The organism is Streptomyces sp. NPDC058646, from assembly GCF_042716875.1.
Taxonomy (GTDB): domain Bacteria; phylum Actinomycetota; class Actinomycetes; order Streptomycetales; family Streptomycetaceae; genus Streptomyces.
Window position 1 is genome coordinate 30,302 of sequence record NZ_JBHXRK010000031.1, and the last position, 24,526, is coordinate 54,827.

At 70.2% G+C, this 24,526-nt stretch carries 27 protein-coding genes and 4 pseudogenes; 11 read left to right on the forward strand and 20 right to left on the reverse strand.

Annotation, left to right across the window (positions count from 1 at the left end; translation table 11 throughout):
* The first annotated feature begins 207 nt into the window (after nucleotides 1-207).
* The 3 genes and pseudogenes from ACFWUZ_RS30165 to ACFWUZ_RS30175 form a co-directional block, all read left to right on the forward strand.
* A complete protein-coding gene (locus ACFWUZ_RS30165; protein WP_384379847.1) occupies nucleotides 208-621 on the forward strand; it encodes an ATP-binding protein in 414 nt (137 codons plus the stop codon).
* 335 nt (nucleotides 622-956) lie between these two features.
* The gene (locus ACFWUZ_RS30170; RefSeq protein WP_384379850.1) at nucleotides 957-1,301 is read left to right on the forward strand and encodes an STAS domain-containing protein; all 345 of its coding nucleotides are present in this window, start codon (nucleotides 957-959) and stop codon (nucleotides 1,299-1,301) included.
* Nucleotides 1,273-1,440, forward strand: a pseudogene (locus ACFWUZ_RS30175) (HTH domain-containing protein); the annotation flags it as partial. The gene ACFWUZ_RS30170 and the pseudogene ACFWUZ_RS30175, both read left to right, overlap by 29 nt.
* Nucleotides 1,441-1,501: 61 nt before the next feature.
* On the opposite strand, the pseudogene ACFWUZ_RS30180 reads toward ACFWUZ_RS30175, so the two are convergent.
* Nucleotides 1,502-1,855 (reverse strand): annotated as a pseudogene (locus ACFWUZ_RS30180) (transposase); the annotation flags it as partial.
* Nucleotides 1,856-2,023: 168 nt separating this feature from the next.
* Complete coding sequence (locus ACFWUZ_RS30185) at nucleotides 2,024-2,362, reverse strand: hypothetical protein (RefSeq protein WP_384379853.1); 339 nt, start codon at nucleotides 2,360-2,362, stop codon at nucleotides 2,024-2,026.
* Nucleotides 2,363-3,279: 917 nt separating this feature from the next.
* On the opposite strand from ACFWUZ_RS30185, the gene ACFWUZ_RS30190 reads away from it, so the two are divergent.
* The 5 genes from ACFWUZ_RS30190 (at nucleotide 3,280) to ACFWUZ_RS30210 (ending at nucleotide 6,295) form a co-directional block, all read left to right on the forward strand.
* A complete protein-coding gene (locus ACFWUZ_RS30190; RefSeq protein ID WP_384379856.1) occupies nucleotides 3,280-3,729 on the forward strand; it encodes an SRPBCC family protein in 450 nt (149 codons plus the stop codon).
* 467 nt (nucleotides 3,730-4,196) lie between these two features.
* Nucleotides 4,197-4,559: a hypothetical protein gene (locus tag ACFWUZ_RS30195; protein WP_384379859.1), complete on the forward strand. Its 363-nt coding sequence runs from the start codon at nucleotides 4,197-4,199 to the stop codon at nucleotides 4,557-4,559.
* A gap of 204 nt (nucleotides 4,560-4,763) precedes the next feature.
* Nucleotides 4,764-4,988: a hypothetical protein gene (locus ACFWUZ_RS30200; RefSeq protein ID WP_384379862.1), complete on the forward strand. Its 225-nt coding sequence runs from the start codon at nucleotides 4,764-4,766 to the stop codon at nucleotides 4,986-4,988.
* Nucleotides 4,989-5,233: 245 nt separating this feature from the next.
* Nucleotides 5,234-5,455 (forward strand): hypothetical protein, encoded by a 222-nt coding sequence (locus ACFWUZ_RS30205; RefSeq protein ID WP_384379865.1) that lies wholly within the window; start codon nucleotides 5,234-5,236, stop codon nucleotides 5,453-5,455.
* Between the two features lie 396 nt (nucleotides 5,456-5,851).
* Entirely contained in the window at nucleotides 5,852-6,295 is a 444-nt protein-coding gene (locus ACFWUZ_RS30210) for a hypothetical protein (RefSeq protein WP_384379868.1), read from the forward strand.
* Between the two features lie 209 nt (nucleotides 6,296-6,504).
* On the opposite strand, the gene ACFWUZ_RS30215 is transcribed toward ACFWUZ_RS30210, so the two are convergent.
* On the reverse strand, nucleotides 6,505-7,146 hold the full coding sequence (locus ACFWUZ_RS30215) for an NADPH-dependent F420 reductase (protein ID WP_384379871.1): 642 nt from the start codon (nucleotides 7,144-7,146) through the stop codon (nucleotides 6,505-6,507).
* 111 nt (nucleotides 7,147-7,257) lie between these two features.
* Here ACFWUZ_RS30215 and ACFWUZ_RS30220 point away from each other — a divergent pair, with 111 nt between their 5' ends.
* A complete protein-coding gene (locus tag ACFWUZ_RS30220; protein ID WP_384379874.1) occupies nucleotides 7,258-7,644 on the forward strand; it encodes a winged helix-turn-helix transcriptional regulator in 387 nt (128 codons plus the stop codon).
* A 292-nt stretch (nucleotides 7,645-7,936) separates the two neighbouring features.
* Here the strand turns inward: ACFWUZ_RS30220 and ACFWUZ_RS30225 are convergent, their stop codons facing one another.
* Complete coding sequence (locus ACFWUZ_RS30225) at nucleotides 7,937-8,242, reverse strand: transposase (RefSeq protein WP_384379876.1); 306 nt, start codon at nucleotides 8,240-8,242, stop codon at nucleotides 7,937-7,939.
* A 293-nt stretch (nucleotides 8,243-8,535) separates the two neighbouring features.
* Here ACFWUZ_RS30225 and ACFWUZ_RS30230 point away from each other — a divergent pair, with 293 nt between their 5' ends.
* Nucleotides 8,536-9,387 (forward strand): GNAT family N-acetyltransferase, encoded by an 852-nt coding sequence (locus tag ACFWUZ_RS30230; RefSeq protein WP_384379879.1) that lies wholly within the window; start codon nucleotides 8,536-8,538, stop codon nucleotides 9,385-9,387.
* A gap of 34 nt (nucleotides 9,388-9,421) precedes the next feature.
* Here the strand turns inward: ACFWUZ_RS30230 and ACFWUZ_RS30235 are convergent.
* From ACFWUZ_RS30235 to ACFWUZ_RS30255, 5 genes and pseudogenes are all read right to left on the reverse strand, one after another.
* Nucleotides 9,422-9,529 (reverse strand): annotated as a pseudogene (locus ACFWUZ_RS30235) (IS630 family transposase); the annotation flags it as partial.
* Between the two features lie 550 nt (nucleotides 9,530-10,079).
* Nucleotides 10,080-10,799 (reverse strand): transcriptional regulator, encoded by a 720-nt coding sequence (locus ACFWUZ_RS30240; RefSeq protein ID WP_384379882.1) that lies wholly within the window; start codon nucleotides 10,797-10,799, stop codon nucleotides 10,080-10,082.
* Between the two features lie 24 nt (nucleotides 10,800-10,823).
* A complete protein-coding gene (locus ACFWUZ_RS30245) occupies nucleotides 10,824-11,975 on the reverse strand; it encodes a pyridoxal-phosphate dependent enzyme (protein WP_384379885.1) in 1,152 nt (383 codons plus the stop codon).
* A gap of 416 nt (nucleotides 11,976-12,391) precedes the next feature.
* Complete coding sequence (locus ACFWUZ_RS30250) at nucleotides 12,392-12,832, reverse strand: pyridoxamine 5'-phosphate oxidase family protein (RefSeq protein WP_384379887.1); 441 nt, start codon at nucleotides 12,830-12,832, stop codon at nucleotides 12,392-12,394.
* Between the two features lie 191 nt (nucleotides 12,833-13,023).
* Nucleotides 13,024-13,473, reverse strand: a complete 450-nt coding sequence (locus ACFWUZ_RS30255) for a VOC family protein (protein ID WP_384379890.1) — start codon at nucleotides 13,471-13,473, stop codon at nucleotides 13,024-13,026.
* Between the two features lie 96 nt (nucleotides 13,474-13,569).
* Here ACFWUZ_RS30255 and ACFWUZ_RS30260 point away from each other — a divergent pair, with 96 nt between their 5' ends.
* A complete protein-coding gene (locus ACFWUZ_RS30260; RefSeq protein WP_384379893.1) occupies nucleotides 13,570-14,190 on the forward strand; it encodes a TetR/AcrR family transcriptional regulator in 621 nt (206 codons plus the stop codon).
* Here ACFWUZ_RS30260 and ACFWUZ_RS30265 read toward each other — a convergent pair.
* The 11 genes and pseudogenes from ACFWUZ_RS30265 to ACFWUZ_RS30315 all read right to left on the reverse strand — a co-directional run bounded on the left by ACFWUZ_RS30265 (nucleotide 14,160) and on the right by ACFWUZ_RS30315 (nucleotide 24,456).
* A complete protein-coding gene (locus ACFWUZ_RS30265) occupies nucleotides 14,160-15,077 on the reverse strand; it encodes an RCC1 domain-containing protein (protein WP_384379896.1) in 918 nt (305 codons plus the stop codon). The genes ACFWUZ_RS30260 and ACFWUZ_RS30265 overlap by 31 nt on opposite strands.
* Before the next feature lie 61 nt (nucleotides 15,078-15,138).
* A pseudogene (locus tag ACFWUZ_RS30270) lies at nucleotides 15,139-15,867 on the reverse strand (IS5 family transposase).
* A 384-nt stretch (nucleotides 15,868-16,251) separates the two neighbouring features.
* Entirely contained in the window at nucleotides 16,252-16,779 is a 528-nt protein-coding gene (locus ACFWUZ_RS30275; RefSeq protein WP_384379899.1) for a GNAT family N-acetyltransferase, read from the reverse strand.
* Between the two features lie 70 nt (nucleotides 16,780-16,849).
* Nucleotides 16,850-17,656, reverse strand: coding sequence for a CmcI family methyltransferase (locus tag ACFWUZ_RS30280; RefSeq protein ID WP_384379903.1), 807 nt, complete (start codon nucleotides 17,654-17,656; stop codon nucleotides 16,850-16,852).
* Between the two features lie 3 nt (nucleotides 17,657-17,659).
* Complete coding sequence (locus ACFWUZ_RS30285) at nucleotides 17,660-18,778, reverse strand: JmjC domain-containing protein (protein WP_384379906.1); 1,119 nt, start codon at nucleotides 18,776-18,778, stop codon at nucleotides 17,660-17,662.
* A 1-nt stretch (nucleotide 18,779) separates the two neighbouring features.
* A complete protein-coding gene (locus ACFWUZ_RS30290) occupies nucleotides 18,780-19,454 on the reverse strand; it encodes a TfuA-like protein (RefSeq protein WP_384379909.1) in 675 nt (224 codons plus the stop codon).
* On the reverse strand, nucleotides 19,451-20,734 hold the full coding sequence (locus ACFWUZ_RS30295; RefSeq protein ID WP_384379912.1) for a YcaO-like family protein: 1,284 nt from the start codon (nucleotides 20,732-20,734) through the stop codon (nucleotides 19,451-19,453). Before ACFWUZ_RS30295 ends, ACFWUZ_RS30290 begins: the two co-directional genes overlap by 4 nt.
* Complete coding sequence (locus ACFWUZ_RS30300; RefSeq protein ID WP_384379915.1) at nucleotides 20,731-22,584, reverse strand: alpha/beta hydrolase family protein; 1,854 nt, start codon at nucleotides 22,582-22,584, stop codon at nucleotides 20,731-20,733. Before ACFWUZ_RS30300 ends, ACFWUZ_RS30295 begins: the two co-directional genes overlap by 4 nt.
* Nucleotides 22,581-23,396: a hypothetical protein gene (locus ACFWUZ_RS30305; protein WP_365503822.1), complete on the reverse strand. Its 816-nt coding sequence runs from the start codon at nucleotides 23,394-23,396 to the stop codon at nucleotides 22,581-22,583. The genes ACFWUZ_RS30300 and ACFWUZ_RS30305 overlap by 4 nt, the downstream gene beginning before the upstream one ends.
* The gene (locus ACFWUZ_RS30310; RefSeq protein WP_384379918.1) at nucleotides 23,393-24,241 is read right to left on the reverse strand and encodes a JmjC domain-containing protein; all 849 of its coding nucleotides are present in this window, start codon (nucleotides 24,239-24,241) and stop codon (nucleotides 23,393-23,395) included. Before ACFWUZ_RS30310 ends, ACFWUZ_RS30305 begins: the two co-directional genes overlap by 4 nt.
* An 89-nt stretch (nucleotides 24,242-24,330) precedes the next feature.
* Nucleotides 24,331-24,456: a hypothetical protein gene (locus ACFWUZ_RS30315; protein WP_365503826.1), complete on the reverse strand. Its 126-nt coding sequence runs from the start codon at nucleotides 24,454-24,456 to the stop codon at nucleotides 24,331-24,333.
* Nucleotides 24,457-24,526 lie beyond the last annotated feature (70 nt).

Genomic DNA, 24,526 nt, shown 5'->3' on the forward strand with positions numbered 1-24,526 from the left:
GCGGGATGACCCGGACGGACGGCGTTCCGGCGTAAATGGACCCACCCGGTGAGGGCCGCGCGTCTGCGCGCGGCCCTCACCGGCAGGTATCAGCTTTCCCCCCGGGCAACCCCGTGGAGCCCCGTGTGCGGTGGCACGCTGATCACCACTCAGCCGAACGGGTCAGAGGCGGTACGACTCTCCCGACCGAGGGCAGGCGATAACCCTATGAACCCGCCCGCAGCCGACGGCACTCCCGGCTCCGGTCGCCCTGTGGACGGCGACCAGCCGGTCGCCGTCACCCCGGCCGCTGCCCGCCACAGCGTCGCCGCCCTGCTGGAGCGAGCCGGCATCAGCCTCGACAGCGTGATCGCAGCCGATGCGCTCATGGTCACGACGGAACTCGTCACCAACGCAGTACGACACGGCGGCGGCCTCACCCTTTTCCGCGTCGCCATCACGGAAGGCACTCTGCACCTGTCCGTCGGCGACGCCAGCTCGCGCACACCTGCCGCCCGCCCGCGCACCCGCGCCAGTCCGGGCGGATACGGATGGCCCCTCATTCAACAGCTGGCCGACCACATCGCCATCACCCCTCTTCCCGACGGGAAGATCATCAACGCTGCCCTGCGCTTGGCCTGATCCATCCAGGTCGCTTCGCTCCGGCAACCGGGCAGGCCGGGAGGCCCTCCGGAAGACCGCAGGCTGACCCGTTCCGCCAGATGGAGCCGGTTGCGAGCCGGTTGCTGCGGCACGGCTGCCCGTTGCGGAACGATCCTGCGGGACCTCGTCGGCAGGGCGGGTACACAGCCGCCTCAAGGTCACCCCGAGCCCCCCCGGGACGGGCTCCTCACGTCCTGGCGCGAGCCGGCCGTGCTTTCGTCGGCCACGCGTACGCCTTCATCTGCCTTGGAGGTCATCGGCGGCTGGTGAGTGGCTCGCAGGTCGGGCAAGCTGGACGTCAGGATCGGTGTCGTGTGCTGGAGGAGGCGTTGTTGGAGACGAACGTGACGGTCCTGCCCGACCGCGACGGGCTCTGGGTGGTGCAATGTGCGGGCGAATTCGACCTGACCAGCCTTGCTCCCCTGCGCACCGCGTGCGATACGGCTCTCGAGGCCGGCGTCGATCGACTGGTCCTGGACGTCCGCGGTATCACCTTCGGCGACTCCACGTTCTTGCACCTGCTCGTCAGCTGCAACGACAGATGCGACCTGCGACTGGTGGGCCCTTTGCCACGCCAACTGGCTCGTCTGCTCGCTGTGACCGGCACGGACCAGCTGCTCACCGTCGAAAATGACCCCGCCGACGGGCCGGCTGACTAGACCAGCTGAGATGACGGTCAGGGTGCTGCGACTGCTGTCGCTGCTCCAGACACGCCGCGAATGGTACGGCGCGGACCTCGCCGAGCGGCTGAGGGTGACCGTCCGCACGGTTCGCTGGGACATCGACCGGCTGCGTGACTTCCTTGGCCGTGGGCGGACTTACGGCCGTCGGCGTGGCCTCGACGATGGGTGCTGGTTCCGAGGGTGCAGTCATCGGTGTTCCCCCCGGTCAGTACGAAGGCCAGCGGCCGACCCGCACCGCCGCAGGCGAGGTGGATCTTGCTGGTCAGTCCGCCGCGGGACCGGCCGAGGGCCGACTGCGGAACGGGTGTAGAGACTGCCCACGACCCGTATCGCGAGGGCGCGTCCCGCCATGCGGCCCCAGTGCGGAACTTCCCCACGATCCCGTTGAGGATCGTCCGGTCGTCCAGCCGGGGCCGCCCCGGCTGAGGATCGTCCGTCGTGGCCGCCGGGCGGGGAGCCACTCGAGGCGCTGCCCAGGTCCACCGCACGATGCCAGCCACCTCCGACAGGATCCGCACCGCCCTGGACATGCGCCATCGCCGTGCAGGCACTTCTACCTGTCACTGCACCGCATAAGGCCGTGATGGAGGGGCGCAGCAGCCGGGGCGGAGTCGTCCCTGTGCCCGCCCGACCCGGGGGCGGGCACAGGAGGCTGCTGGCCGTCGACGACGTCGACGGCCAGCCTCTCTTGAGCGGGTTTAGACGGGGGTGCTGGGCAGGGGGGTGAAGCCAGGCGCGCATGCAGTCGCCAGGTTCGACGGGGTGAAGGGGACTCCGCCGGTGGTGGTGCAGCGGGTTTCGTAGAGGGCGCCGTCACTTCCCAGGAGGGTGATGAAGAGCCGACCGGGGTTCTGTTCGGTCACGGAGACCGCGGTGTCGAAGGTGCACCTGGGCGCGCCGGGGAGGAGGGCGAGGTTGATCCACACTCCGGGGTTGCGGCTGTCGTTGAGGAAGGCATGGCCCTGCTGGTCGGTCGCGGCGCGGAACACCGTCTCGAACAGGGGGGAACGGTTGGAGTCCACGACCGCGGAACTCACATCACGATTCGTTGTGCAGCGCCGGCTGGAATCATCATCCTCCGCGACGGGCGAAGACTGCGCAGTCATCGCAGGTGCCTTGGGGTCAGGTCCTGCGTGCGCGGCCGCAGACGGGACTGCCAGCGCACCCGCGAGCAGGGCTACCGACATCGCCGCGGCACTGCGTGCAGGCCAAGCGAGCTTCCTCATACGATCTCCTCTTACGTCAGCGCAGGCCGACCGACACGGGAAGTCGTCACACCTGCGTCCCATGCGAAGACAGGAACGCGACCCACGCGCGAGGCAAGGTATGGCATGGGCCAGGGACAACGCGTGGCTCGCAGACTGCTTCGTCTCGGCCCGAAACATCCCACGCCGCCCCCACCTTGGACTGCACACCTTTCCGAATGTTCATACATGTGGGGGGCCGCCTGGAACCAAATGGCGGCATGCCGCAATGTGCGCTGCCGGGACGCCGGATCCAACGCCCCACGCAAGCCCATGGACCCCTATGGGCGCCGGTGGGTCATCCAGTGCCAACACCGCAAGGACGGATGGTCCGGAAACCGGTCGGCACGACCGACCTGCACGTCCTCAACGGAACCGGCCGCCAGGCCCACGGCGGCGATGTGCTGGTCATGCTGACCGGCGCCGGATCACCAGCAACGCGACGGCTTCGCAAAGGAGCAGCGCCGGCACCTGGTGGACCGCAAGGCCCTCGCCGAGTGGGCGGCGGGCTCCCGCCCCCTGTGGGAACTCCTGCGCCAGATGCCCCGGCCCGCCAGCCGTCCTCACTGTCCTGATCCACCCTCTCCACCGCAGGGTGCAGCTGTTCGGGGGTGATAGAGGCGCCGATCGCGGGCACAGGCGCGGGCAGGGGAAAGGCTCCCCGGGTACGGCCGGGCACCGCCCGGCCGGCGAAGAGGAAGGACGCTCCTGTGTCGCAGGTCGAAGAGTCCGTCGAGGTCGATGTCCCCGTGCGCACCGCGTACAACCAGTGGACGCAGTTCGAGTCGTTTCCGCACTTCATGGACGGTGTGGAGCGCATCGAGCAGCGCACCGACACGATGACGCACTGGGTGGCGAAGATCGGCGGGGTGAAGAAGGAGTTCGAGGCGGAGATCACCGAGCAGATCCCCGACGAGCGGGTCGCCTGGACCGCCCTGGGTGGTGACGTGAAGCAGGCCGGCGTGGTCACCTTCCACCACCTCGCGGACAACAAGACCAAGGTGATGCTGCAGCTCGACTACGACCCGGAGGGCTTCGCCGAGAACGTCGGCGACAAGCTCGGCTTCGTCAAACGACAGGTCACCGGCGACCTGAAGCGGTTCAAGGAGTACATCGAGGACCGCGGCCGCGAGACCGGCGCCTGGCGCGGCGAAGTCTGACCTTCTCGCCGGCCTCGTCCGGGGGCCCACCGGCCTCCCCGGCCCTCTCGCAGTGCTCCCGAGCCTCGGACGCGGCGAGAGTGGGTGAACCCCGAGGCGGGGCCTGGTCGGCGGCGGCCGTGCGTGAGCGCGGCGCTGGGCCGTCGCCGGCCAGCAGGTGGTCAGCGCGACGTGGATCGTCGTTGCCGTGGGCCTTCAGGACGGGCGCAGCAGCTCGCGGGGCTGCCAGCGCAGCCTGAAGCCGTCAGGCCGGAATGAAGGAACAGCCCATCGGAGCCGTTCTCGGCCGGGCCGGAACCTCGGTCGTCAGCAGCTACGCCCGTCGCGATCAGCTCAAGATCCCGTTCGACCTACCCACCCTCAAGGAGCGTCGGCCATGCGGGCTACCCGCCCAGGCAGGGTTCCGATCTCTCGAACCGCTCCCCCCGCGACCATGGCGTAGCCGGCCGGTCGGGCTGCGCAGCCCCATGCGGACGCTCACCCTGGGCGACTCCGACCCGGCGCCGCCGCCACTGACCGTGGCGCAGGCCCGGGCAGTGACGGCCGGGCTGCGCGAAGCGATGGACGACGTCCGGCGCTCCGTCGCGGTGCTCGCCGCACGGGTTCGTGACGCCCACGCCGTCCGCGTCCGGGTCCCCCTGGGCCTGCCCAGCTGGGAGACCTATTGCGACGCGGAGTTCGGCCTCAGCCGCGCGCACGCGTACCAGTTGCTCGACATCGCCCGCGCCCTGGCCGCGATCCACGACGCCGTCGATGCCGGCCCGGACCGTCTCGCGTGCGAGACACCGACCCCGTCACGCTCGACTACGGTCTGTCCCAGTGCGCCCTGATCGGCGTCTCCGGCCGCGCCAGCGACGGCGCGCAGCTCATCAGCCGCCGCCTCGTCACGCTCGCCCGCAGCGGCAATCCAGCCCTCGATGAGCCGACCGTACGCGCGGTGGTGCGCCAGGCCGTCCACGACATCCGCGCCTCCCGGACCGGTCCGCACCCGTGCGGGCCCGGCCGGGTGCTGCCGGAGTCGGCAGGCGGAGGCTTTGCGCAGGGCCGCAGAGCTGATCGTCCGTCCGCCGGACGAAGAGGGCCGGCGCCGGGTCCGCTACGACGGCGTCGCCATCGGATTCGGGCGCCGCCCGGCCGACCTGCGTGTTTTCCTCGCGGCGGCCGGGCTCGAGGACGCCGAGGACGTCGACCTCACAGATCCCGCCTTCGTGGAGTGGCGGGGCACCGGGCCCGAAGCATGGGACCCGTCCCGCTGGTGAGCTGACGGTGCCGACAGCAGCTGAACGAGCAGGCAGCGACGCTGCTACCGGGGGAGCGCCGCGCAGGTGGACCTGCCGCCTTCCGGCACCGGCTTGATGTCGCTCGGACGCGGCCGTTCTCCTCCAGCCGTCGGCACCTGCCCCCTCTCCTCACGGCAGAGTTCAAATCCGGGGCAAGGCGGGTATAACGCCCGTCCGATACGCGACCTGCCGCGGGTCGAATCCGCGCTACAAGGCGGTGACCAATGTCCCAATGCAAGATCCCTGACTACCGCACCGGCCGACGTGGCCGCCACTGGACGCACGCCCTGCGCAGTGCGCAGAAGGCCGGGGCCGTCATCGTCACCGACGACACAGGCGAACCAGTCATCTACACCCACGACCATACGACGCCCGCACGTTTCCGCCCCTGGATCACCGCCGCCGGGGTCCGCTACGACAGCCACGACGTACACCCCGAATGGTGACCGCCGTCGGACACGGCACTGCCGGGCCCTCGGCCAGGCGCCCCCCTGGTGCAGAGCTTCTCCCGCCTGCACGCGCTGAGGCCTGCCTCCCGTCCGCGTGGACTCAATGCCGCTCACGCACGTCGGCGGCGGAGGGGCTTTACGTGGCATCGACGACGCGCGTCTAGAAGGAGGGCTGGGGCGCGGTCCCGGAGCAATGGCGCGGCGCACCGCGCCCCAGTTTGTCGACGCCGGCCGACTACTCGACCAGCTCCACGGCCCGGAGGATCAGCCCGGGCCCGTCGCCCAGCACCCGGTGTCCCCCCGGCGGGTTCTGTAACGATCTCGGGCGACTCGGGCATCCCGGGCGGGGGTGTTTGCGCAGCTGCCGGGTAGGCGCCCCGCAAGGAGGACGTTATGGCCATCTACCACCCGCACCACACTGCGGTCCCCCCGGCCCAGGCGCACGCCTTCCGGCAGGGCATACACGACCAGGTCCTCGGGGTCGTCATGTTCATCGCCTCCGCCGCCCTATGGATCTTTCCGATGGTGACTCATGACGGAGCCAAGGATGCACAGGTCAACGAGGCGATGGTCGGGGCCTTCCTCATGTTCGTCGTCGGCCTGCGGCTGTACCGGGGCAGCAGCTGGCGCTCCGATGCAATCATCGGCCTCGCGGGCCTGTGGATGATCGCCTCGCCCTACGTCTTGGGGTTGCAGGAGACCGCGGTCGACAACGGCAGCCGGGTCCTCGACATTGCTGTCGGTTGCGTACTCGTGACGGCATCGCTGGTCTCGTTGCTGATCGTGCGCGCCGACCGCCGAGCAGAAGCCGCCGAGGCGAGGCCTCGCAACACCTGAACATAGCTTCGCTATTGCAAAGTGCGCCGCCACGTCCCGGACCTTCCCGAGTGGGTACCGCGTGTCATCGGTACCCGGGTGAAGATCCCGTGCCGTGTGGACCTGGTACTAACCAGCTCCCGCAGAGACGACGGGACCGTGGCTTCGATCCCGCGCCCCGGAGTAGGCGCGGAAGGTCCGGGACGAGCAGCCAGCCGGGTCCGCGGGCCTCAGGCGGCCCTCGGGGGTTCCGGGAAGGCCAGGGCGGGCGAGCCGCCCGCCCACCACACGCCAATCACGAATGCGGCCGTGGCCTCCACGTACGCCGCCCGGTCCAGCCCGCCCGCGGGCATCGGGCTCCACCCCATTCCGGTGATCAGCTCCGTGACGTGCCCGGCAGCCCCCGGGTCGTCCGCGCAGAACGGCACCGCGGGCGGGGTCGCGCCGAAGGCGCCCGCAGGGTGGTTCCACATGCTTGCGTGGGCCAGGTTGAAGGCCTTCACCACGTGTACGCCTGGCGCCGCCGCCCCGATCAGGCCGGCCACACTCTCCCCGGCGCCGGTCGTCAGCATCACCCCGCCGGGCCCGGGGGCGAGGGGGTTCGTGCAGTCCAGGACCGTCCGCCCGGCAAGTGCCCCGGCGTGCTCCCGGGCGAGCGCCGGCGCGACTCCGGCCGGTACGGCGAGCAACACCACCTCCCCATACCCCGCCGCCTGCGCGGGCGTCCCGTGTCCGGCCGCCCCGATCCGCCCGGCGAGCGCCTCCGCAGCGGCCGCGTCCCGCCCGCCGATGAACACCTCGTGCCCGGCCCGCGCCCACGCGCCGCCCAGTGCCGCCGCCATGTCCCCCGTACCCAGTACGCCTATACGCATGGTCGTGTTCCCTCTCGTCCTGTCTCGTCCTGCTCGTTCCGTTCGGTGGCTGACGCTACGGACGCCGACGCGCACCGTTCGGTATCCATCGGCGGAGGCAGGATGGGCGGCATGGAAAATCTGACCGATCCGGCCGCGGGCCTGCCGGACCTCGCGTACACGGCGGACTGTCGGGCGCGCGTCGCCTTCGAGGTGCTGGCGAACCGCTGGGACAGTGTCGTGGTCTTCACGCTCGGGGTGACCGGCCCGATGCGGCCGCGCGCGCTGGTGGCGCGGATCGGCGGGATCAGCCCGAAGGTTCTGAACGAGGCGCTGCGACGGCTCGAGTACAACGGCCTCGTCGAACGCCACGCCTACGCCGAGGCCCCGCCCCGCGTGGACTACGCCCTGACCGAGGCCGGCACGGCGTTGCTCACGCCGATGCGGATGATGGGCGCGTGGGCGGCGCGCTACGCGGACGACGTGCTCGAAGCGCAGGACCGGTACGAGACCCGCTGAGCCCGCGTACTACGGGGAGCGGTCCGTGGCGGCGGGTCTGCGGGGTGGGAGTGCACACGGCGGCAGGGCGTCAGCCTCGCCCTGCACTCACCGGCCCTCGAGGCCCGGCGGGGACACAGCTCCGGCCGGACCTTGCGGCCACTGGGCCGACGCCCAGTGGGCCCGCATCGAGCCGTTGCTGCCGGACCGGACTCCTCAGCGGAGTGGGCGGTGGCGTGATCACCCGCAGGTGATCCACGCGAGCCGCCCGACCATGCCCTCGGATGCTCCTGCGGCGGACCGACCACGCAGGTCATCTCGCCGCCGACAGCCGCTGCAGGCCGCTGACCTTCGTGCTCACGCCAGGCTGCCACCTCACGGGATCGGCCTTCGGCGAAGCCGGGTCCCAGGTCTTCGGAAGGAAGAGCCGCCAGTGTGACCGCATCCGAGGCACGGTCGCCGGTTCAGGTGCAGCGACACCCCGGCCTGGCAGTTGGTGATGGGTGACCTCGCCCGCGGTGCCGGTGTACAGCCGCGTCACGTACACCGAGGCGCAGCCGTCCTTGAGGAGCCCCCTGTCATCGGTGATCAGCGCGGTCGGCCTGATGGCCGACTGCATCTTCCACGCGAGGGCGGGCCCGCCCGTGGGCAGAGTGCCTTGGGCTGGACCTGATGAAGTGGCTCGACCGACTTGCGTCCGCCCGTCAGCAACCCGCGCAGGTATACCGAACCCCATCACCGCTGATCCGTACGCGCGAACGGCTCCAACACCGCTGCCGCGAAATCCTTCAACTAGTGCTGTGTGCGGGAAGGTTCGCCGCGTGGGCCGAGTACTGGCCCGGTTCCCAGGTGCTGGGAGCGTTGCCCTCTGGACATCCGGCTCTGGCGGTGCCCCTGTTCTAGGCTGGGCGGATGAACGGGATACAGATCGTGGCGGACCAGGGTGAGTGGCGGGGCGGGTTCGAGGAGCGGGTGTTGGCCGGGTACCGGGCTGCGGGGTGCTCGGAGCCGCTGGCCCGGGCCCTGCTGGGACGGGCAGTGGAGGGTATTGACGGATGGACGGTTGCCAGGGACGGCAGCGGGTGGATCGCGGTTGGGGTAACGGAGGTCAACGGTTCGACCGTGGGCCGGATCCATGACCTGACGGTGCCGCGGGCGCGCGCGTGGGCCGAGCGGTGGTGTGCCGAGCAGGGTGCGCAGCGGGTGGAGGTCCGGCTCACCGGCGGAGCGGGAGCCTTCGCCGACTACCCCGTGCGGGGACAGATCCGGATGCGTGCCGCGGCCGAGCAGCCCGAGCTGCCTCCGGGTCTGACGGTCCGCCGGCTCACCGAGGAGGAGTACCCGGGCTGGTACGCCGCGGAGGAGGCCGCGAACATCGCGGACATCGTCCGGGCCGGAGCCATGACCCCGGAGCAGGCCAAGGAGAAGTCCGACCAGGACTTCGCCCGTTACCTCCCGCAGGGGTACCTGACCCCGGGTCACGCCTTCTACGTGATGGAGGCCGGCGGCCAGGCGGTCGGCACCGGCTGGGTGAACCACGGCTTCCTGCCTGGCGTGACCTTCGGCTTCTCGCTGGAGGTGTACAAGGAGCATCGCGGCAGGGGTTACGGCCGGGCCGCGATGGCTGTCGGCGAGTGGGCCACCCGGCAAGGCGGCGACGAGGCGATGATGTTCAACGTCTTCGGCGGCAACGACGTCGCGATGAGCCTGTACGACAGCACCGGCTTCGCCGTACTGGACGAGTACCGCTCGATCGGCCTTTAGCGCTGCGACGGGCAGGGTGGTTCCGGTTGGGTGGTCAGGCTGCTGTTCGTGGTGGTCGGCCGCCCCATCGGATGTTCCTCTCGCTGCGTATGCGCACTCGTTCGCGTCGTTGGGCCGCGAGGACGCCGGGGTGGCGGGTGGGCCTGTTCCCGGACGGCGGCTTGCCCGCTGCAGCAGGCTTGCCCACCCGCTGTCGGGGATGGTCCGCAGCTCGCGCCCCGTCTTCGACGGCTCGGGCGGCTGCACGAACAACCACTGATCTGTCACTTCGGGGCACCCGCGCAAGAACATGGAGGCCGGCTCAACCACCGTGGCGCGGACGGGAGTAGTCCGTCTGGGGGTGCAAGGTGACAGCCTGGACGTGGGCGACCCTCTCCGGGGCAACGGCGCCCGCGGTGTCCGGTCACCGGTCCAGCACCGTTTTTCGCCGGCCGCCGGGAACTCCCAGACGCGCGGTCGGACCCGTTGCACCCCCGTGCCTTCCCTCGTGAAGGAGGGCCAGCCGCACGAGCCGCTACCCCGCAGGACTGCGGCCCGGGTCGGCCGAACCGGCCGTCGTAGATGCCATTCGGTGGACGATGGCATGTTCGGACCGCTGCCCACGGCGATGTGGACCGGGGCCCGGCTCACTGCCGCCGGCCAGCAGTACCCCCACAGCCCCTCGTGCGCCGCCCCCAGCGCCTGCAGTACGGCTACTTGGTGTAGTTGTAGACGGTTGCCCGGGAGATGCCGAGTCGGTCGGCGATGTGCTGTGCGGAACTTCGGGTCTCGAAGAACCCTTCGCGATGCAGTTGCTGGACCAGTTCGCGCTTCTGGTCGCGGTTGAGGCTTCGTGGGGTGCTGGAGCGATCCGCCGCGAAGGAGTCGATGACCGCACGGAGTTCGCGTTCGGTGCGGTCGCGCAGCGTCTCGAGGCCCTCGTCCCGGTATTCGACGTCTGTGGCGACGAGGTTCGCCAGGGTCAGCGTCAGCGGGGACAGCGTGCTGATGTCGAGGTTCAGGCACAGTGCCGCGACGTAGCGCCCGTCGGCATTCTTGATCCCGATCGAGGTGCTCTTGGCCGGGCGTCCGTCGGGGAACTGGTTGCTGTAGTTCTGGATGACGCTGGGGTAGCTGGGGTCTGCGATTCGGCGTAGCCCCAGTTCGGTGGCGGAGTCACCGACTTGTCGCCCGGACAGGTTGTTCTCGATGACGCGGATGGCGCTGCGAGGCCGACGCAGGTCGTGCAGGACGACCTCGCACAGCCCCGGGAACATGCGCCCAAGGGCGACCGCGATGCGTTCTGCTTCCCGTAGGAGGTGCTCGTCGGCGAGTTCGTCATCGGGTCGGTCACGGAGGGTCTCGGCTGACGGGTCGAGGCTGTCATCGTCAGTGGTATGGCCCTGGTGCGGGGGCTGCGAGGGGCGTGCCATCGCGCTCTTCCTTCTCTTCGGAGGTCAGTTGGAAGGCCCATCGAACACGGAGGCCATCCTCTCGGCGGACTTCAGCCCGGCGCCGGTGAGCACGACCACGGTCGTCTGGTCGGGTGCGATGTCTCCGGTCGCGATGAAGTGATCGAGGGTTGCCGCGGCGACGCTGCTCGTCGGCTCGGCGTAGAGGCCTCGCGCGCTCAGCGCGCGGACCGCGGCATAGATCTCCGCCTCGGGGACGGCGTATGCAGCGCCCTTGGAGCGGCCGATGGCGTCCACCGCCTCGGGCAGTCGGACCGGGTTGGCGATGGATGCACCTTCAGCGATCGTCGGTACCCGCTCGCCGCGGCTGGCCGGGTCGATGCCGTTGTACGTGTCCGCGATGGTCGCCCAGTGCTCCGGTTGCCCGACGAACAGGCGCGGGCGCCTGTCGATCTGACCGGCATCGAGCAGCTCGCCGAACGCGATGTCGCACCCGATGATGTTGCTGCCTGCCCCAGCCACCAGGACGACGTTGTCAGGCGCCGAGAAGCCCAAAGACTCCCACATCTCGTAGGCGATGGTCTTCGTGCCCTGGATGAACATGGGATGCCAGTTGTGGCTGGCGTAGGGAATGTGCGCCGACTGTCGAATCGCCTCCTCCGAGACCTCCTCGCGAGTGCCGCTCACAAGTTCGATCTCGGCTCCGTAGGCGCGGGCCTGGAGTATCTTGGCTGCCGAGGTGGCGGCGGGGGCGATGATCTTGGCGCGGATGCCGACCGCCGCGGCGTAGGCGGCGACCGCAGAACCACCATTTCCGGAACTGTCCTCTAGCACGCGGCGGGCACCGTGTGCTGCGAGGTGGGACATCATGACCGATACGCCGCGGTCCTTGAAGCTGGAGGTCGGGTTGAACCACTCCAGCTTGAAGTGGACCCGTCGACCAGCCCAGTTGGCCGGGATCATCGGTGTCCATCCTTCTCCCAGGCTCACCCGGTGGGTGGCCGGGACGGGCAGTGCCGCGTGGTATCGCCAGATGGACCGTTCGGTCGTGTCGATCTGGTCAGGACGCAGGCCTGGCAGCGAGCTGATGCTGAGGGGGCTGCCGTCCTCGCCTCGCCAGCGGGGGTCGTCCAGGGAGTAGCGGTTCCCGGATCGATCGTGCTGGTCGGGGGCGGGAGCGTGCTGTTCGGCGGTCATGGCCTGTTCCACTTTCTTCTCGTGAAGCGGTCAGCGACCCCCACGGCCGGGATCCAGGATTCGTGGTCCCCTCGGCGCGGGAGCGGGCGAACTGCCGACCGCGACGCCCCTTGCGTTGTCGAGCGTGCTCACGGTCGTTTGACCTCCCTGGACGCACGCAGTTGGTCCGCCAGCCAACTCAGTCGACGGGTCGCCGTAAACGTTAGACGCATTATCTAAAATTATCCAACGCGTCTAACGATCCGCCCCGCACCCCCGGTGTATTCCTGGCGAGGTGGCGCACTCCCCGCGGCAGAACCCGCCGGACCTGAGCTGCGTCCGTCCTCCTCGGCCGAGGCGCCGCGGCACCGGTCACGCGCGAGATCCTCCGCAGCTACCCAAACCCGCCCCCGCCCGCCGCCCGGCATCGACGTTCCTCAGTCCTGGGCGGGGATGTCCAGGGCGGTCCCGTACAGGCGGGAAACCCGGATCAGGATCACCACGCGCCGGTCGGGCAACGGCGTTTCGTCGGGGGCCGCTCCGTCGGCTGGGTCCACTATCTCCGCCTCGCCCTCCGCCACGGCGAACGACCAGACGTCCGGACCGCTGACGTGGAGTGACGTGCGGGGGTTGCGGCGCAGCTGGCGGACCTTGAGACGGTCGGCGGTGGAGGAGACGCGCAGTACGCGCTCCTCGGCGTTCCAGTCGTAGAGGACGGTCGACAGGTGCGGGTGGCCGGTGCTTCTGACGCTCGCAAGTACGCCGAACTGTTGCTGCCGCAACAGCTGGGAGATCTCTTGGGTGGTGAGGGACCGGGGGGCCGGGCCGTCGTTTCTGGTGGTGCCGCTGGTGTTCTCGGTGGTGCTGTTCTCGCTCATGGGGGATCAGCCCTTCGGTGGTCGGGAGAGGGGTGTGGGGCGGGGCAGACGGCGGCGGTGTGGCCCGAGCGGTGTGTCGGTGGCCGGCTCTTGGGCTGCCGGGCGCCCGGCTCCTGGGCGGCCTGCCGCTCCTGATCCGGCAGCTTGGAGAGGTCGGGGGCGCGACCCGGTGCTCTGACCCGGCCCTGGGATCAGGCGTTGGTGTAGTGGGCGGCGTACACCTCGTTGGGCGGGACGACAGTGATGACGTCGATCAGCACGCCGTCGGGGGCGGCGATGACGAAGTGGCGCTGGCCGAACTCCTCGGTGCGCAGGGGCAGTACCGCGGGCAGGCCGGCCTCCACTACGAGCCGCTGGTACTCGGAGTCCACGTGGTCCACCTCGAAGTTCAGCAGCAGACCGCCCTCGAGCGCGGCCCGGTGGCCCTCGGGGACGGTCGGGTGGGCGTGGTCGAGAAGGGCCAGCTCGTACTGCGGTGCGTCGGGGCGGCGCAGGCTGACGTACCAGTCCGCCTCGAAGGTCACCTCGAACCCGAGGTGGCGGGTGTAGAAGTCGCGCGACGCCGCGACATCGCGTGTGGCGAGCACCGGGTAGAAGCCGCCGAGCCCGGTCTTGGGCGCGGTGGTGGGTTCGTTCGTCATGCCAGGGCCTCCCGGTCCATTTCGCATACCCAGGGTATGTGAGCTGTAGTTGTTAGCATACCCCCGGTATGTGAAATGGGAAGGGCGGTACGCGCGATGGCGGTCAACCGGGCGGAGCAGCGGGCGGCCACGCGGCGCGCGCTGCTGGCCGAAGGACAGCGGCGGTTCGCCGCAGACGGCTACCACCACGTGGTGCTGGCCGAGGTGGCGCGGGCCGTCGGGGTCACCAAGGGGGCCGCCTACCACCACTTCGACAGCAAGGCGGGACTCTTCCGAGCCGTCGTCTCGCAGGTCCAGCAGGAGCTGGGGGAGCGGGTCGCGGCTGCCGCCGAACAGCACGAGGACCTCTGGGAGCAGCTCCGAGCCGGCTGCCGGGCCTTCCTGGCCGCGGGGACCGACCCGGCCGTGCGACGGATCCTGCTGGTCGACGCGCCGACCGTGCTGGGCTGGGACGAGTGGCGGACCCTGGACGAGGAGTCCTCGGCCCGGCACCTCACAGAGGCCCTGGCGGCGCTCGCCGCAGCCGGGATCATCGCCGATCAGCCGGTGGAGCCCCTGGCCCGGCTGCTCTCGGGGGCGATGAACGAGGGCGCACTCTGGATCGCGCGGGGCGGGGACCCGCAGGCGGGGGAGCAGGCGCTCGACCGGCTGCTGGCGGGGCTGCGCACCCCGGCTCAGGACTGGGATCAGAATGAGGTCTCTGTGGCTCGCGAATGACGACGTGTCAGTTCGCGTTGGCGCGGCCCGGAGGCCTGTGGAAGCTGGACTCCGGACCAGGCATCGACCTCGCACTGTCTGTCGGCATTGTTCCCTGTGGTCACGACTGTGCCGTTGGCACGCAGGCCAAGGGTGTGCGTTGAACCGGCCGCCACGGCGACAATGTCGCGCCAATCGCCGACTTCGCACTGTCCGTAGCTGTTGTCTCCTGCTGCGAGGACCCGTCCGGACGCAGTGACCCCGACGGTGTGGTAGCTGCCCGCACCGAGCGCCACCACGTCTTCCCACTCATCGACCTCGCACGCCCCGGTTGCCCGGTCTCCGGTCGCTACTGCCCGCCCGTCGGCTCTGAGGCCGACGGTATGGAGATACCCGGCCGAAACGGCGGCTAGGTCACGCCACCCTTCAACGGCACACTGCCGCCGTCGGTTGTTCCCCGTGGCCAGTGCAGAACCGTCCGACCGCACGCCGACCGAGTGCCAGTCACCACACGAGAGGACGACCATCTCGCGCCAGGACTGCACGTCGCACTGTCCTTCTGAACTCCGGCCGACTGCCAGCACGCGGCCATTCGCGAGTAGCCCGAGCGTGCGGCGCCAGCCTGCGGCCACGGCCGTGATGCCTCGCCATCCGGCGACATCACATTGCCCATCGCCATTCCACCCCGTTGCCAGCACCGTACCGTCCGACCGGAGTCCCACCGTATGAGACCTGCCCGTGTTCGTCGCGGTATGGACGTTGCCAGCTGCCACCGCGACGACGTCTTCCCATCGCTCGACACGACATTCAGCGGCTGCGGTATGGCCCACGGCGAGAACGGTTCCATCCCAGCGCCGTCCGACCGAATGACGCCTTCCGGCCGCCAGCGCCGACGGGTGAGCGGGCATTCCGCCTCCTTGTGCTGGCACGAGTTCGCGACATGGGATTCCACCTTACTTTGCACTGGAATCAGAGCGGGGTCCTCAGTCGTCGCCAGCAGATGACGGCACAACCGGGTGTGATGAAGGCCTGGTGGATGTCGTCGCGGATCTCCCAGCGGATGCGTAGGCGGCGGAACCGGTGCAGTAGTGCGATGGCGCCTTCCACGACCCAGTGGTGTACGCCGAGTCCGGAGCCGTGTTCGATGCCGCGCCGGGCGATGTGCGGGGTGATTCCGAACCGCCGGACCTGGTCGCGGTAGCTCTCGTGGTCGTAGCCGCGGTCGGCGCAGAGGGTCAGCGTGGCGGCCAGCGGGATGCCGTGGGCCTCGACGACCACGTGGTGCTTGCCGCCGTCTTGCCCGGCCCACCGGGGACGGGCCGGTGGCCGCACCACCTTTTCTCGCCCGCAGATGGCTCGAGTCGACCGACGCCCGGGACAGATCCAGTATGCCGGCCGCCCCCAGTTCGGCCAGCAGCATCTCGTGCAGGCGCTGCCAGACCCCGGCCTCGTACCACTCCCGCAGTCGCCTCCAGCAGGTCATCGCGGAGCCCAAGCCGAGTTCCTGCGCGAGGTAGCGCCAGGGGAGCCGGTGTAGAGCACGAACAGGATGTCGTACAGAACCCGCCGGTCGTCGAGCCGACGACGCCCCGGGTACCGGAAGCGCCGCTCAGTCACCGGCAACAGCGGCTCGATACGCTCCCACAGCCCATCGTCAGCCGCCCACGGCTTGCGCCCACCAGTCTCGGTCGCAACCACCCCCTCCGGGCCGCATCAACGCGAACTGACACGCCGTCATCTCCGAGCCCCGCAGACCTCATCCTGATTCCCATCCTCAACCTCTCGCGCGACAACACCGCCGCCATGGGCGCCGGCATCTACGCGAACACAGAACCGGTCACCGTCATCTCACTCACAGCGAGGTCAGGTGAACGGACCACCGCCGTCACCCCGAGCGCCGTCCCCACGGGTGGCTCCGGGGACGGCATCGCCCCGGACGTGACTGCGGCCGCTGTCTGCGGCTCCCGCATTCCACCACTGGCAGAGGGCGGGTCGGCGGCTGGTGATGGACGGCTGCGTTGGCCTGGTCTGGTGAGGGTGGTGGTGAGTCCTTCACCCACAGCACCTGCGGTCCGCCTGCCCTCAGTCGCCGAGGATCCGTTCCCACAGCAGGCCGTCCCGCCAGCTCCCGTCGAGGAGGATCGAGGAGTGGGAGACGCCGTACGGGCTGAATCCGTTGCGGCGCAGTACCCGTTGCGATGGCAGGTTCTCCAGGTTGGTCGAGGCCTCGGCGCGGTGCAGGCCGAGTTCGTCCGTCATGATGCGGAGCACGTGGCCGACGGCGCGTCCGGCGTGCCCTTGATTCTGGGCGACAGTGGCGATCCAGTATCCGACGGAGCCGCGGCGCAGGTGTGGCTGCGGCAGGATGCCTCCGACGGTGACCTGTCCGATCACGTGGTCGTCGGCGAGCACCACACCCGGCCAGACGGTGCCGGCCCGGTGTCCGGCGAGCAGGCCGTCAATCCGCTCTGCCTGACCCTCCGGGGTGAAGAAGTCGGCGGGTTGTGCCGGTTCCCACCGCCGGAAGGCCTCGACGTCCCGCATCCGGTGGGCGGCGATCGGGGCGGCGTCGGCGGGCTCGATCAAGCGGATCGCAGTACTGGTGTGCATGGGTCGGTCCTTGTCGCGGTGCATGGGATCAGACGGTCGGGCCAGGGGAGGGCGCACACTTCGGCGCGCCCTACACCCGCCGCAGGATCGAGTCGATCGCGCAGCTCGAGTTCTCGCCGAACAGGTCCAGATACCGGGTGTCGAGCTGGTATCGATGCGGACTGCTGCGGAGGAACTCGCGGAGGGCGCCCCGCTTGGCCAGGCTGTCCTCCACCAAGAGGTAGTCGCCGGAGGTCAACCGGGCATCGAAGAACTCGAGCACGGCCCGGACGTGTGCGTGGGCGTCCTCGATCACCAGCCAGGGCCTGGGCAGGTCATCGGAGTCGGCGAGGACCTCGCCGAGACGTCCGACGTCCCCCGTTCGGAACCGCACCCGGTCGTCCGCCAGGTCCACCGGAGTGCGATCGATCGAGATGATTTCCGGCCGCTGGCCGTGCGCCGCTGCGACGTCGGCCAGCCAGAGCGCGCTCCCGCCGCTGCCGGAGCCGAGTTCGATGATGGTGCCCGGGACCAGCTCCGCGATCAGCATCGGATAACAGGCCAGGTCGAACACCGTCTTGTACAGAGGCCGCCCCGCCCACGTGAGGTGCTCGGTGACGCCCTGCGTGGCGACGAAGTTCTGGACCGGGAATGCGAGGGCCGCGAGCACGTCCCGGTCGGAACGATCGAGGCGCGGCAGCGGATCCCGGTACCGGTCCCCGGTCAGCAGTGCGAGGTACCCGGTCAGTTCGTCGGACCGGCCGGTGCGCCGGGCCTCGGTCACCGCACCCCGGATGTGGTGGTCGTGATAGGTGGAGATGCCGCCCTGCCGCTCGACCTTCGCGGCCACGAGGCGCTCGGCGATCTCGGCGAGGCCGGTGACGTCGACTTCGTCCATGGGTCAGCGTCCCGGGCAGGGTGCGGCACAGACCAGCCTGGCGTCGACCAGGAGGTCGAGCAGTGCCTGGTCCGCGTCCAGCTCCGCCAGGGTGAAGCTGTCGGTCCGGCCCGACACGGCACGCCATAGGGCTTCCTGGCCGGGCTCCAGGGTGATCAGCCGGTCGGCTGTTCGCAACCGGACCCCGTCGGAGTGCAGGACCCCCTCCGGATGGGCATGGAAGCGCACAGCCCGGTCTTCGCCGACCACCGAGGACACCGGACGGGCGGGTAGCGGGGCGAACTGATCCAGCCGCGCACCGACCACCCGGGTCGCGACCGTCTCCGGGACCAGCTTGGTTATCATGTCGGCGATTTCTCCCATCGCATCGGCCACCGTGGCCTCGGTGCGGGTACCGTCCCGGAAGGCGCCCGGGGATAGTTCCCGGGCCAGCCCGGGATCACGCAGAACCTCGGCCAACAGGGCGCGCAGCACGGCATCCAGCTTCGTGGCCCAGACGGTGAAGGTCAGGTGCAGGCTCGGCTCCGAGCCGCTGCTCCCGCTGTGCCACCACCCCCGAGGTATCCACAGCACGTCACCCTCCGCCAGGACCACCTCCAGGTCGGCCGGATCCTTCGCCGGGTCGTGGTCCGGTGCCCACAGTCGCCAAGACTTGCTGCCCGAGACCTGGGTCAGCCAGGCGTGGTAGGGGTCGTGGTGGGCGCCGAAGCCCTGCTCCGTGCGAGGTGTCAGGTAGGCGTTGACGAACACCGGATGCCCGATGTCGGCCGCCAGACGCCGGCAGGTGTCCGCCAGGGGTGGCCAGAACCGCTGCAACCCCTGGAGTACGAGCGTCGCCCCGTCGGCCAGCTCGGCGCCGATCCGGACCGGGTCGGCCAGCCCCTGGACGGCCTGCGACGTGTGCCGTTCCGGCCGGGTCACCAGCTCCGCCGGTAGCAACCGGTGGTCCCGGGCCATCCGGAACGCCGGTGCCTGCAGTCCCTGGTCGTTGAGGATCGTGTCCAGCGCCGACCAGGTCAGTGTGGTCCGCAACTCGGAGGCGCTGCCGACCCGGTGGTAGGGCGCGGCGGGCCAGTCGTCGGTGAACCAGGCCGGGTCGCCGAGCGCGTCGAGGACGCTCATGTCAGTTCTCCTCTCCGAGTACGGCGCGTACCGCTTCGAGCGCGTCGAGCCGCTTGCGATCCCAGGTGTCCCGGCGGTCTTCGGCCAGTTCCGGTTCGAGGACCTCGACCACGGCGGCCGGCAGCCGCTCCTTCCACCGCCGGAGCAGGAGGGAAGGCCGCCGGTCCCGGAAGTGCAGGCCGTGAGCCGCGCGGAGGGCGCTTCGGGCGTCTTCGGCGGACAGCTCCGTTCGGCTCAGCAACCAGCGGACGTTCGCCAACGGCACGGTCACGGGGGAGTAGTCCTCCGGGTCGTACAGGAGGGCCACGTCTCCGTCGGACTCGATGGCGCCGGACAGGTACTGCTCGTACACCCACCCGCTGCCCGTCATGCCCAGGGTCCGGCACTCGACGGCCCGGAGCGCGCCCATCGACGAGGCGCCGGCGAGGGGCTGCCCGGAGGCCAGCACCGAGCGGATCTCGGTGATGCTCACCGCGAGGTTCTGGCCGAACTCGCCGTCCAGGATCAGCACCCGGTCGGTGCCGCCGGCGTCGACCACCTCGACCAGGTCGAGTCGGCGCACCGGGGGCCGCACGTCCAGGTCGTGCCCTGCCCTCGTGGCGAGTGCCCGCAAATCGACCAGGTCGGCGGGGCGCAGGGAGGGTCCGGTGAACAGGATCGTGCTGGTGCGGGTCATCGCGGGGACCTCGCCAACCCGGTCCTGACCATCGCTGCGTGCAGTCTGGTGCCGAGCCGGGCCGGGTCGTTGTGGTGGTTCTCGATGCCGGGCACGATCACTTGGGTCACGGAGAACGGCAGGTCGGGCGGTGCGAGTTCGGTGGCGAACACGAGGTCCAATCCGGCCGTCCCGAGTCCGTCGAGAACCAGTCGGAGGTCTCCCTCCACCCTGCCGGTGGTGTTGTTCGGCAGCTCGCCGAAGTCCAGCTCGGACCGGCCGGCGCTCCAGGTGTGCAGCATCTTGCGCATCTCTTCGTAGGAGGCGTGTCGGCGGTGTACCTGGCCGTTGAGGTCCTCGCGAGCTCCGGAGATCACGTTCAGTCGGGACTGCGCGGCTTCGGTGAGTGCTCGGCTGAGCGCCACGGTGGGGTCGGGATGACAGCCGGCGCCGCCGTTGATCAGGAGGCCGTCCTCCGAGTGGGTGTCGTCGGTCGTGACGAAGACGGTCGGTATGCCGATCTCGTTGACGTAGGCGAAGACCTGTACCTGAATTCCGGCCCCTTCGAACCGGGCGACGAGTTCCTGCGCCTCGGGCGGCAATGTGCCCGAACTGATCCGGTGGCCGCCCCGCAGCGTCTCGCCGAACGCGGTGCAGTCGTGCTCGACAAGTTCCAGCAGGCCGTGCAGCAGTGCCTCGCGCGGGCTGTTGCCCGAGGCCAGGCCGATGGTGTTCGAGGAGAACATCCCGTACTCGTCCGGAAACGGGGTGAACACCGCCAGCGCGGGGATGAGTACCTCGGTGTCGGAGTGCAACTCGCGCGCCGGCCACCAGGACAGCGGCTGCCGCTCGGTCCAGCGGTGGCCCCGCCGGAGGATCAGCCGCCGGGGGTCGAGGGTCGGCCGACCGGCCGCGACGAGTTCGGCGTAGCTCGCGCGGAGCGGCGGTTCGGCGGCCCGGGGCTCGCACCAGGTGCGTTCGATCGCCTCCATCATCGCCGAGACCCGTGCGGCCGTCGCGGTCGTGCCCTTGCCACTGGTGACCGTGTTGAGGCCGGGTGCGGCGTCGGGACGGCAACTGTTGAACACCGGGATGCCGAGCACGTCCAGGTCGGTCACGTCGGCGATCCGGGTGATGCCGCATCGGTCGAGTACCGCGCCGGCCAGTTCCGCGGTCGCCTCCAGGGTGCGGATCCGCAGCGAAGTGCCGCCCGCGGTGGTCGCGTCGGACGGGGTCGTCGGGAGCCAGTGCTCGCGGCCGAGGCTGATCCGCGGGGTGAGCGCGGTCGTGGTGGTCGTCATGCCGCGAGCACCTCCGCGCAGGCCGCGCGGACCCAGTCGTACCAGGCGGTCACGTTGGCCGCACGCTCGATGCTGTGACCTTCGTCGGGAAGCAGCATGAGCCGGACGTCGACCTTCCTGGTGTCCAGTGCCCGGTACATGGCCCGGGCCTCGCCGACCGGGACGTGCTGGTCCGCGCAGCCGTGCGAGAGCAGCACGGTGACTCCCGGATCGATTCCGTCCAGTGCGAGGCTCTCCCTGCGGTATGCCTCGGACTCCTCGACCGGCCCGTACTCCCGAAGCCAGTGCCAGTGCAGATCGCTGGCGCGGGCCACGGCGGCGAAGTCCGACCAGCCGGCGTGACTGGCGACGAGTCGGATCTCGGGCAACCGGGTGGCCAGGGCCAGGGCGAGGTAACCGCCGAAGCTGCCGCCCATCGCGGCGACGCGCCGTGCATCCAGGTCGGGCCGCCGGAGCGCCGCGCGGACCTGTTCGGCGGCGACCGAGGCCACCTCGGAACTCCACCGGCCCCAGCCCCGCTCGACCGTCTCCTGTCCGTACCCCATGGACAGGGGAGGATCAGGCATCAGCACGGCATGGCCCTCGGCGACGAACGGCCACGGATTCCACCGCCACGACCAGTCGATCCAGCTCAACAAGGGGCCGCCATGGCACCAGACGAGTACCGGCAGCGGCTCGGCCGGTTCGTCGGCAGGCAGGCACAGCCAGCTGTGCCACGTCGTGCCGTCCTCGGCGCGATGGCTGAGTCGTTCCATGCGTCCGGTCGGCCGGGCGGCGGCCGCCGGGGTCAGCAGGGTACGCGCGGAGGGTCCGGCCAGGTCCACGGCGACCACTTCGGGGGGCAGGTCCACTCGGGACTGTACGACCAATGCCTCGGCCGCCGTGACGGTGACGGACCCCACGGATCCTGACAGCTCGACCGGCTCGGGACGGTCGCCTTCCGGCTCCACCGTGTACAGACGCCGTCGGCCGTGGTCCTCGCCGACGCAGAGCAGGGTGTGCCCGCACCAGGCCCTCGGCTGGAGCCAGTGCGGGTGACGGGCGGCGGGCCGCGACAGTCGGGAGCCGTCCGACGCCACCAGCACCACGCCCTGGCGCGGTCCGAGCCCCGGAGTGGCCACCCGCTCTGCCGTACAGGCGAACCAGGCACCGTCCGGGGACGGTACGGCGTCCCGCAGGTCTTCGTCCGGCCACACCGCCTGCGCGGCGGTCGGGTCCGCCACGGGGATGAGCAGCAGGCCGTGACGGCGGTGGCCGCCGGGCAGGAAGCGGACCACGCCGGCCGCGCACCGGCTGCCGTCCGGGGTCAGTGACAGCAGTCCTGTGAGCCGTTCGTTCGGAGCCAGCGTGACGTCGAGTGGTTCCGGCACCCCGGCTTCGAGGGATGTCAGAAGCAGGCCGAGCACCTCGCCGGCGGCCTGGTAGCCGGAGCGCGGCCAGAGGTCGCCGTCCAGGAGGACGGCGGTCCGGTGCGGATCAGCCCGGTCGACGGGCACCCAGGCCGCCGCGACGATCACGGAGCCGCCGGCGGCGTAGGACACCACGTCGCGGTCCGGACTCAGCACGAGTTCCGTCTCGGCGTCGGGGCGGTGCCGGCGCAGGCTCCGACCGTTGCCCGCCTTGGTGTCGGAGAGGAACAGGTAGCCGTCGTCGAGCACGGTCACCGCGGAGGCCCCGGCGTAGGCGTGCGCCAGGGTGAGGTCGCCGTCCGGCCCCGGTGCGTAGCCGAGGACGAACGGCACCGGGTACGGCCGGTCGGGTCGGGCCATCCTGGCCTCGAGCACCAAGCCGTCCCCGAGCCGGTGCGCGATCTCCGCGCGGACCTGGCCGAGCAGGACGTCCGGTTTCATGTTCGGCCGCCGCGGCGCGGATCGACGGCGGCCCGGTCCACCAGCGCTGCGGGGTCCAGGTCGGCCAGTGCCTTGCCCAGTTCCGTACGCAGCCAAGCGGTCTTCTGCGCCGGCGTGAGGAAGTGGTGGGTCCCGGCGATCCCGGTGGCCGCCGGGCCGTCGAGGAATTCGGCGATCATCAGGCCGGCCAGCTCCGAAGCGGTCGGCTCTTCGATGGTCACGGTGAGATGGAACGATCCGTCCGGGCCGGCCTCGCAGCCGGTGTCCTGCCCACCGGGCAGGTACAGCACATCGCCGGGAACGAGTTCGATCGCCGGGCCGGAGGGCGGCGTCCAGTGCGACGCACCGTCGAGCTGGAAGTGCAGTGCGTGCTGATCCGTGGTGTGCTCCGAAGACGCGCTCGCGCCGGGCGGAGTCAGGAAGACCGCCGCCCGCGCCCCGCCCCGCAGGTCCGCCCGCAACGCGTCCAGCAGGCCGCGGATGCCGACGTGCCAGTCCTCGGGCTGGTTGAGGGTGATCACCCGTCCCGACGCGTACTTCGCGCGCACCGCATCCGGATCGGCGTAGGCGGGCAACGCCCGGCCCAACACCTCGCGGGTCGTGGTGATGCCCTGTGCGGTCGCGCCGCCGCCGACCTCGCGGAGCATGCTGAAGTACGGTGCGACCAGCAGCCCGCACTCGATCATCTCCCAGGCGGCGGCCCGTTCGAGCAGGTCGGGTCCGGCCTCGTACCGGAAGACTTCCGGCCGCCGCGCCCAGGTCCCGGCGGCGAAGGAGTCGACATCGCCGACGATGTCGGCCAGTAGCGTCATCGGATCGTCCTGTTCCGCATTTGTTCGACGGCCGTGCCGACAAGGGCGTCCGGGTCGGCCGAGTCCAGGTGGTTCCGCAGCGCCTTCGCCACGGCCGCCGCCCGGTCTTCCAGGGGCAGGGCAGGGTCGACCCTCGGCTGTTCGAAGGTCGCCATCAGGGCCCCGGCCAGGTCCCGCGGTGTCGGCTCGGTGATGGTGAAGGTCAGATGCAGGGAAGTGCCGCCCCGGGCGGTGGCCACGTGAGGGAAGCCGTGTGGCAGGTACAGGACGTCGCCGGGTTCCATCACGAAGGTGTGCGAGCGGCTGTCGGCGTCCACGTTCAGCCCCGGACGCGCGTCGATCTGGTCGGGGGCGTCGTAGATCGTCCACTCCTTGGCACCGGCGAGCTGGAGCGCCAGCACGTGCGAGCCGTCCCGGTGGGGGAGCATCCCGGTGTTGTCACAGGGGGTGTAGAAGACGTAGGCCTTGAGTTCGGCGGCGATCCGCGTCTCCAGGGCGCGCATCAGGGTGCGGATCGGCAGGTGCCAGTCTTCGAGCTGGCTGAACTTCATGGTGGCGCCGGCGGCGAGGTGCGAACGGACCTTCTCCGGATCGGCGAACGATCCGACGCGTTGGCCGAGCACGTTCCGGGATCGGGTGAAGTCACCGATCGCGGGCTGGTTGCCCTCGCGCATCAGGGTGAAATAGGGCCAGCGCAGGAGGCCGGCGTCGAGCTGGGCCTGGATGGCGTGCTCGTCGATCAGGCCGTCCGGCGGGGCCGCCTTGGGGAACAAGCCGAACTTCTTGTTCCAGTAGGTGCCCAGCAGGTCCACGTCGTCGATCAGTCGGACCAGCGGATGTTCCATGACCACAGCCGTCCCTCTTGGTCGGATCCGGACCAACTCTGGGGCCGCCGGAGCGGCTCCCAGAATCGGCTCACCGAAGGCCTGTGTTCTTAGGCCTCGTTGATGTTCTCGATCACCATGGGGCGGGAGTGGTCCGAGAGCTCCTCGATTTCCGCGTTGGCTTCCGCGATGAGCAGCTCAGCCTCGGTCGCCCGGAGCTTGTCGTCAAAAGACATGCCGACTCCTTCTGGTTTGAGACGGTTCCAGCGCGTTTGCACCGGATGAAGCATCGACAGTACGTCGATC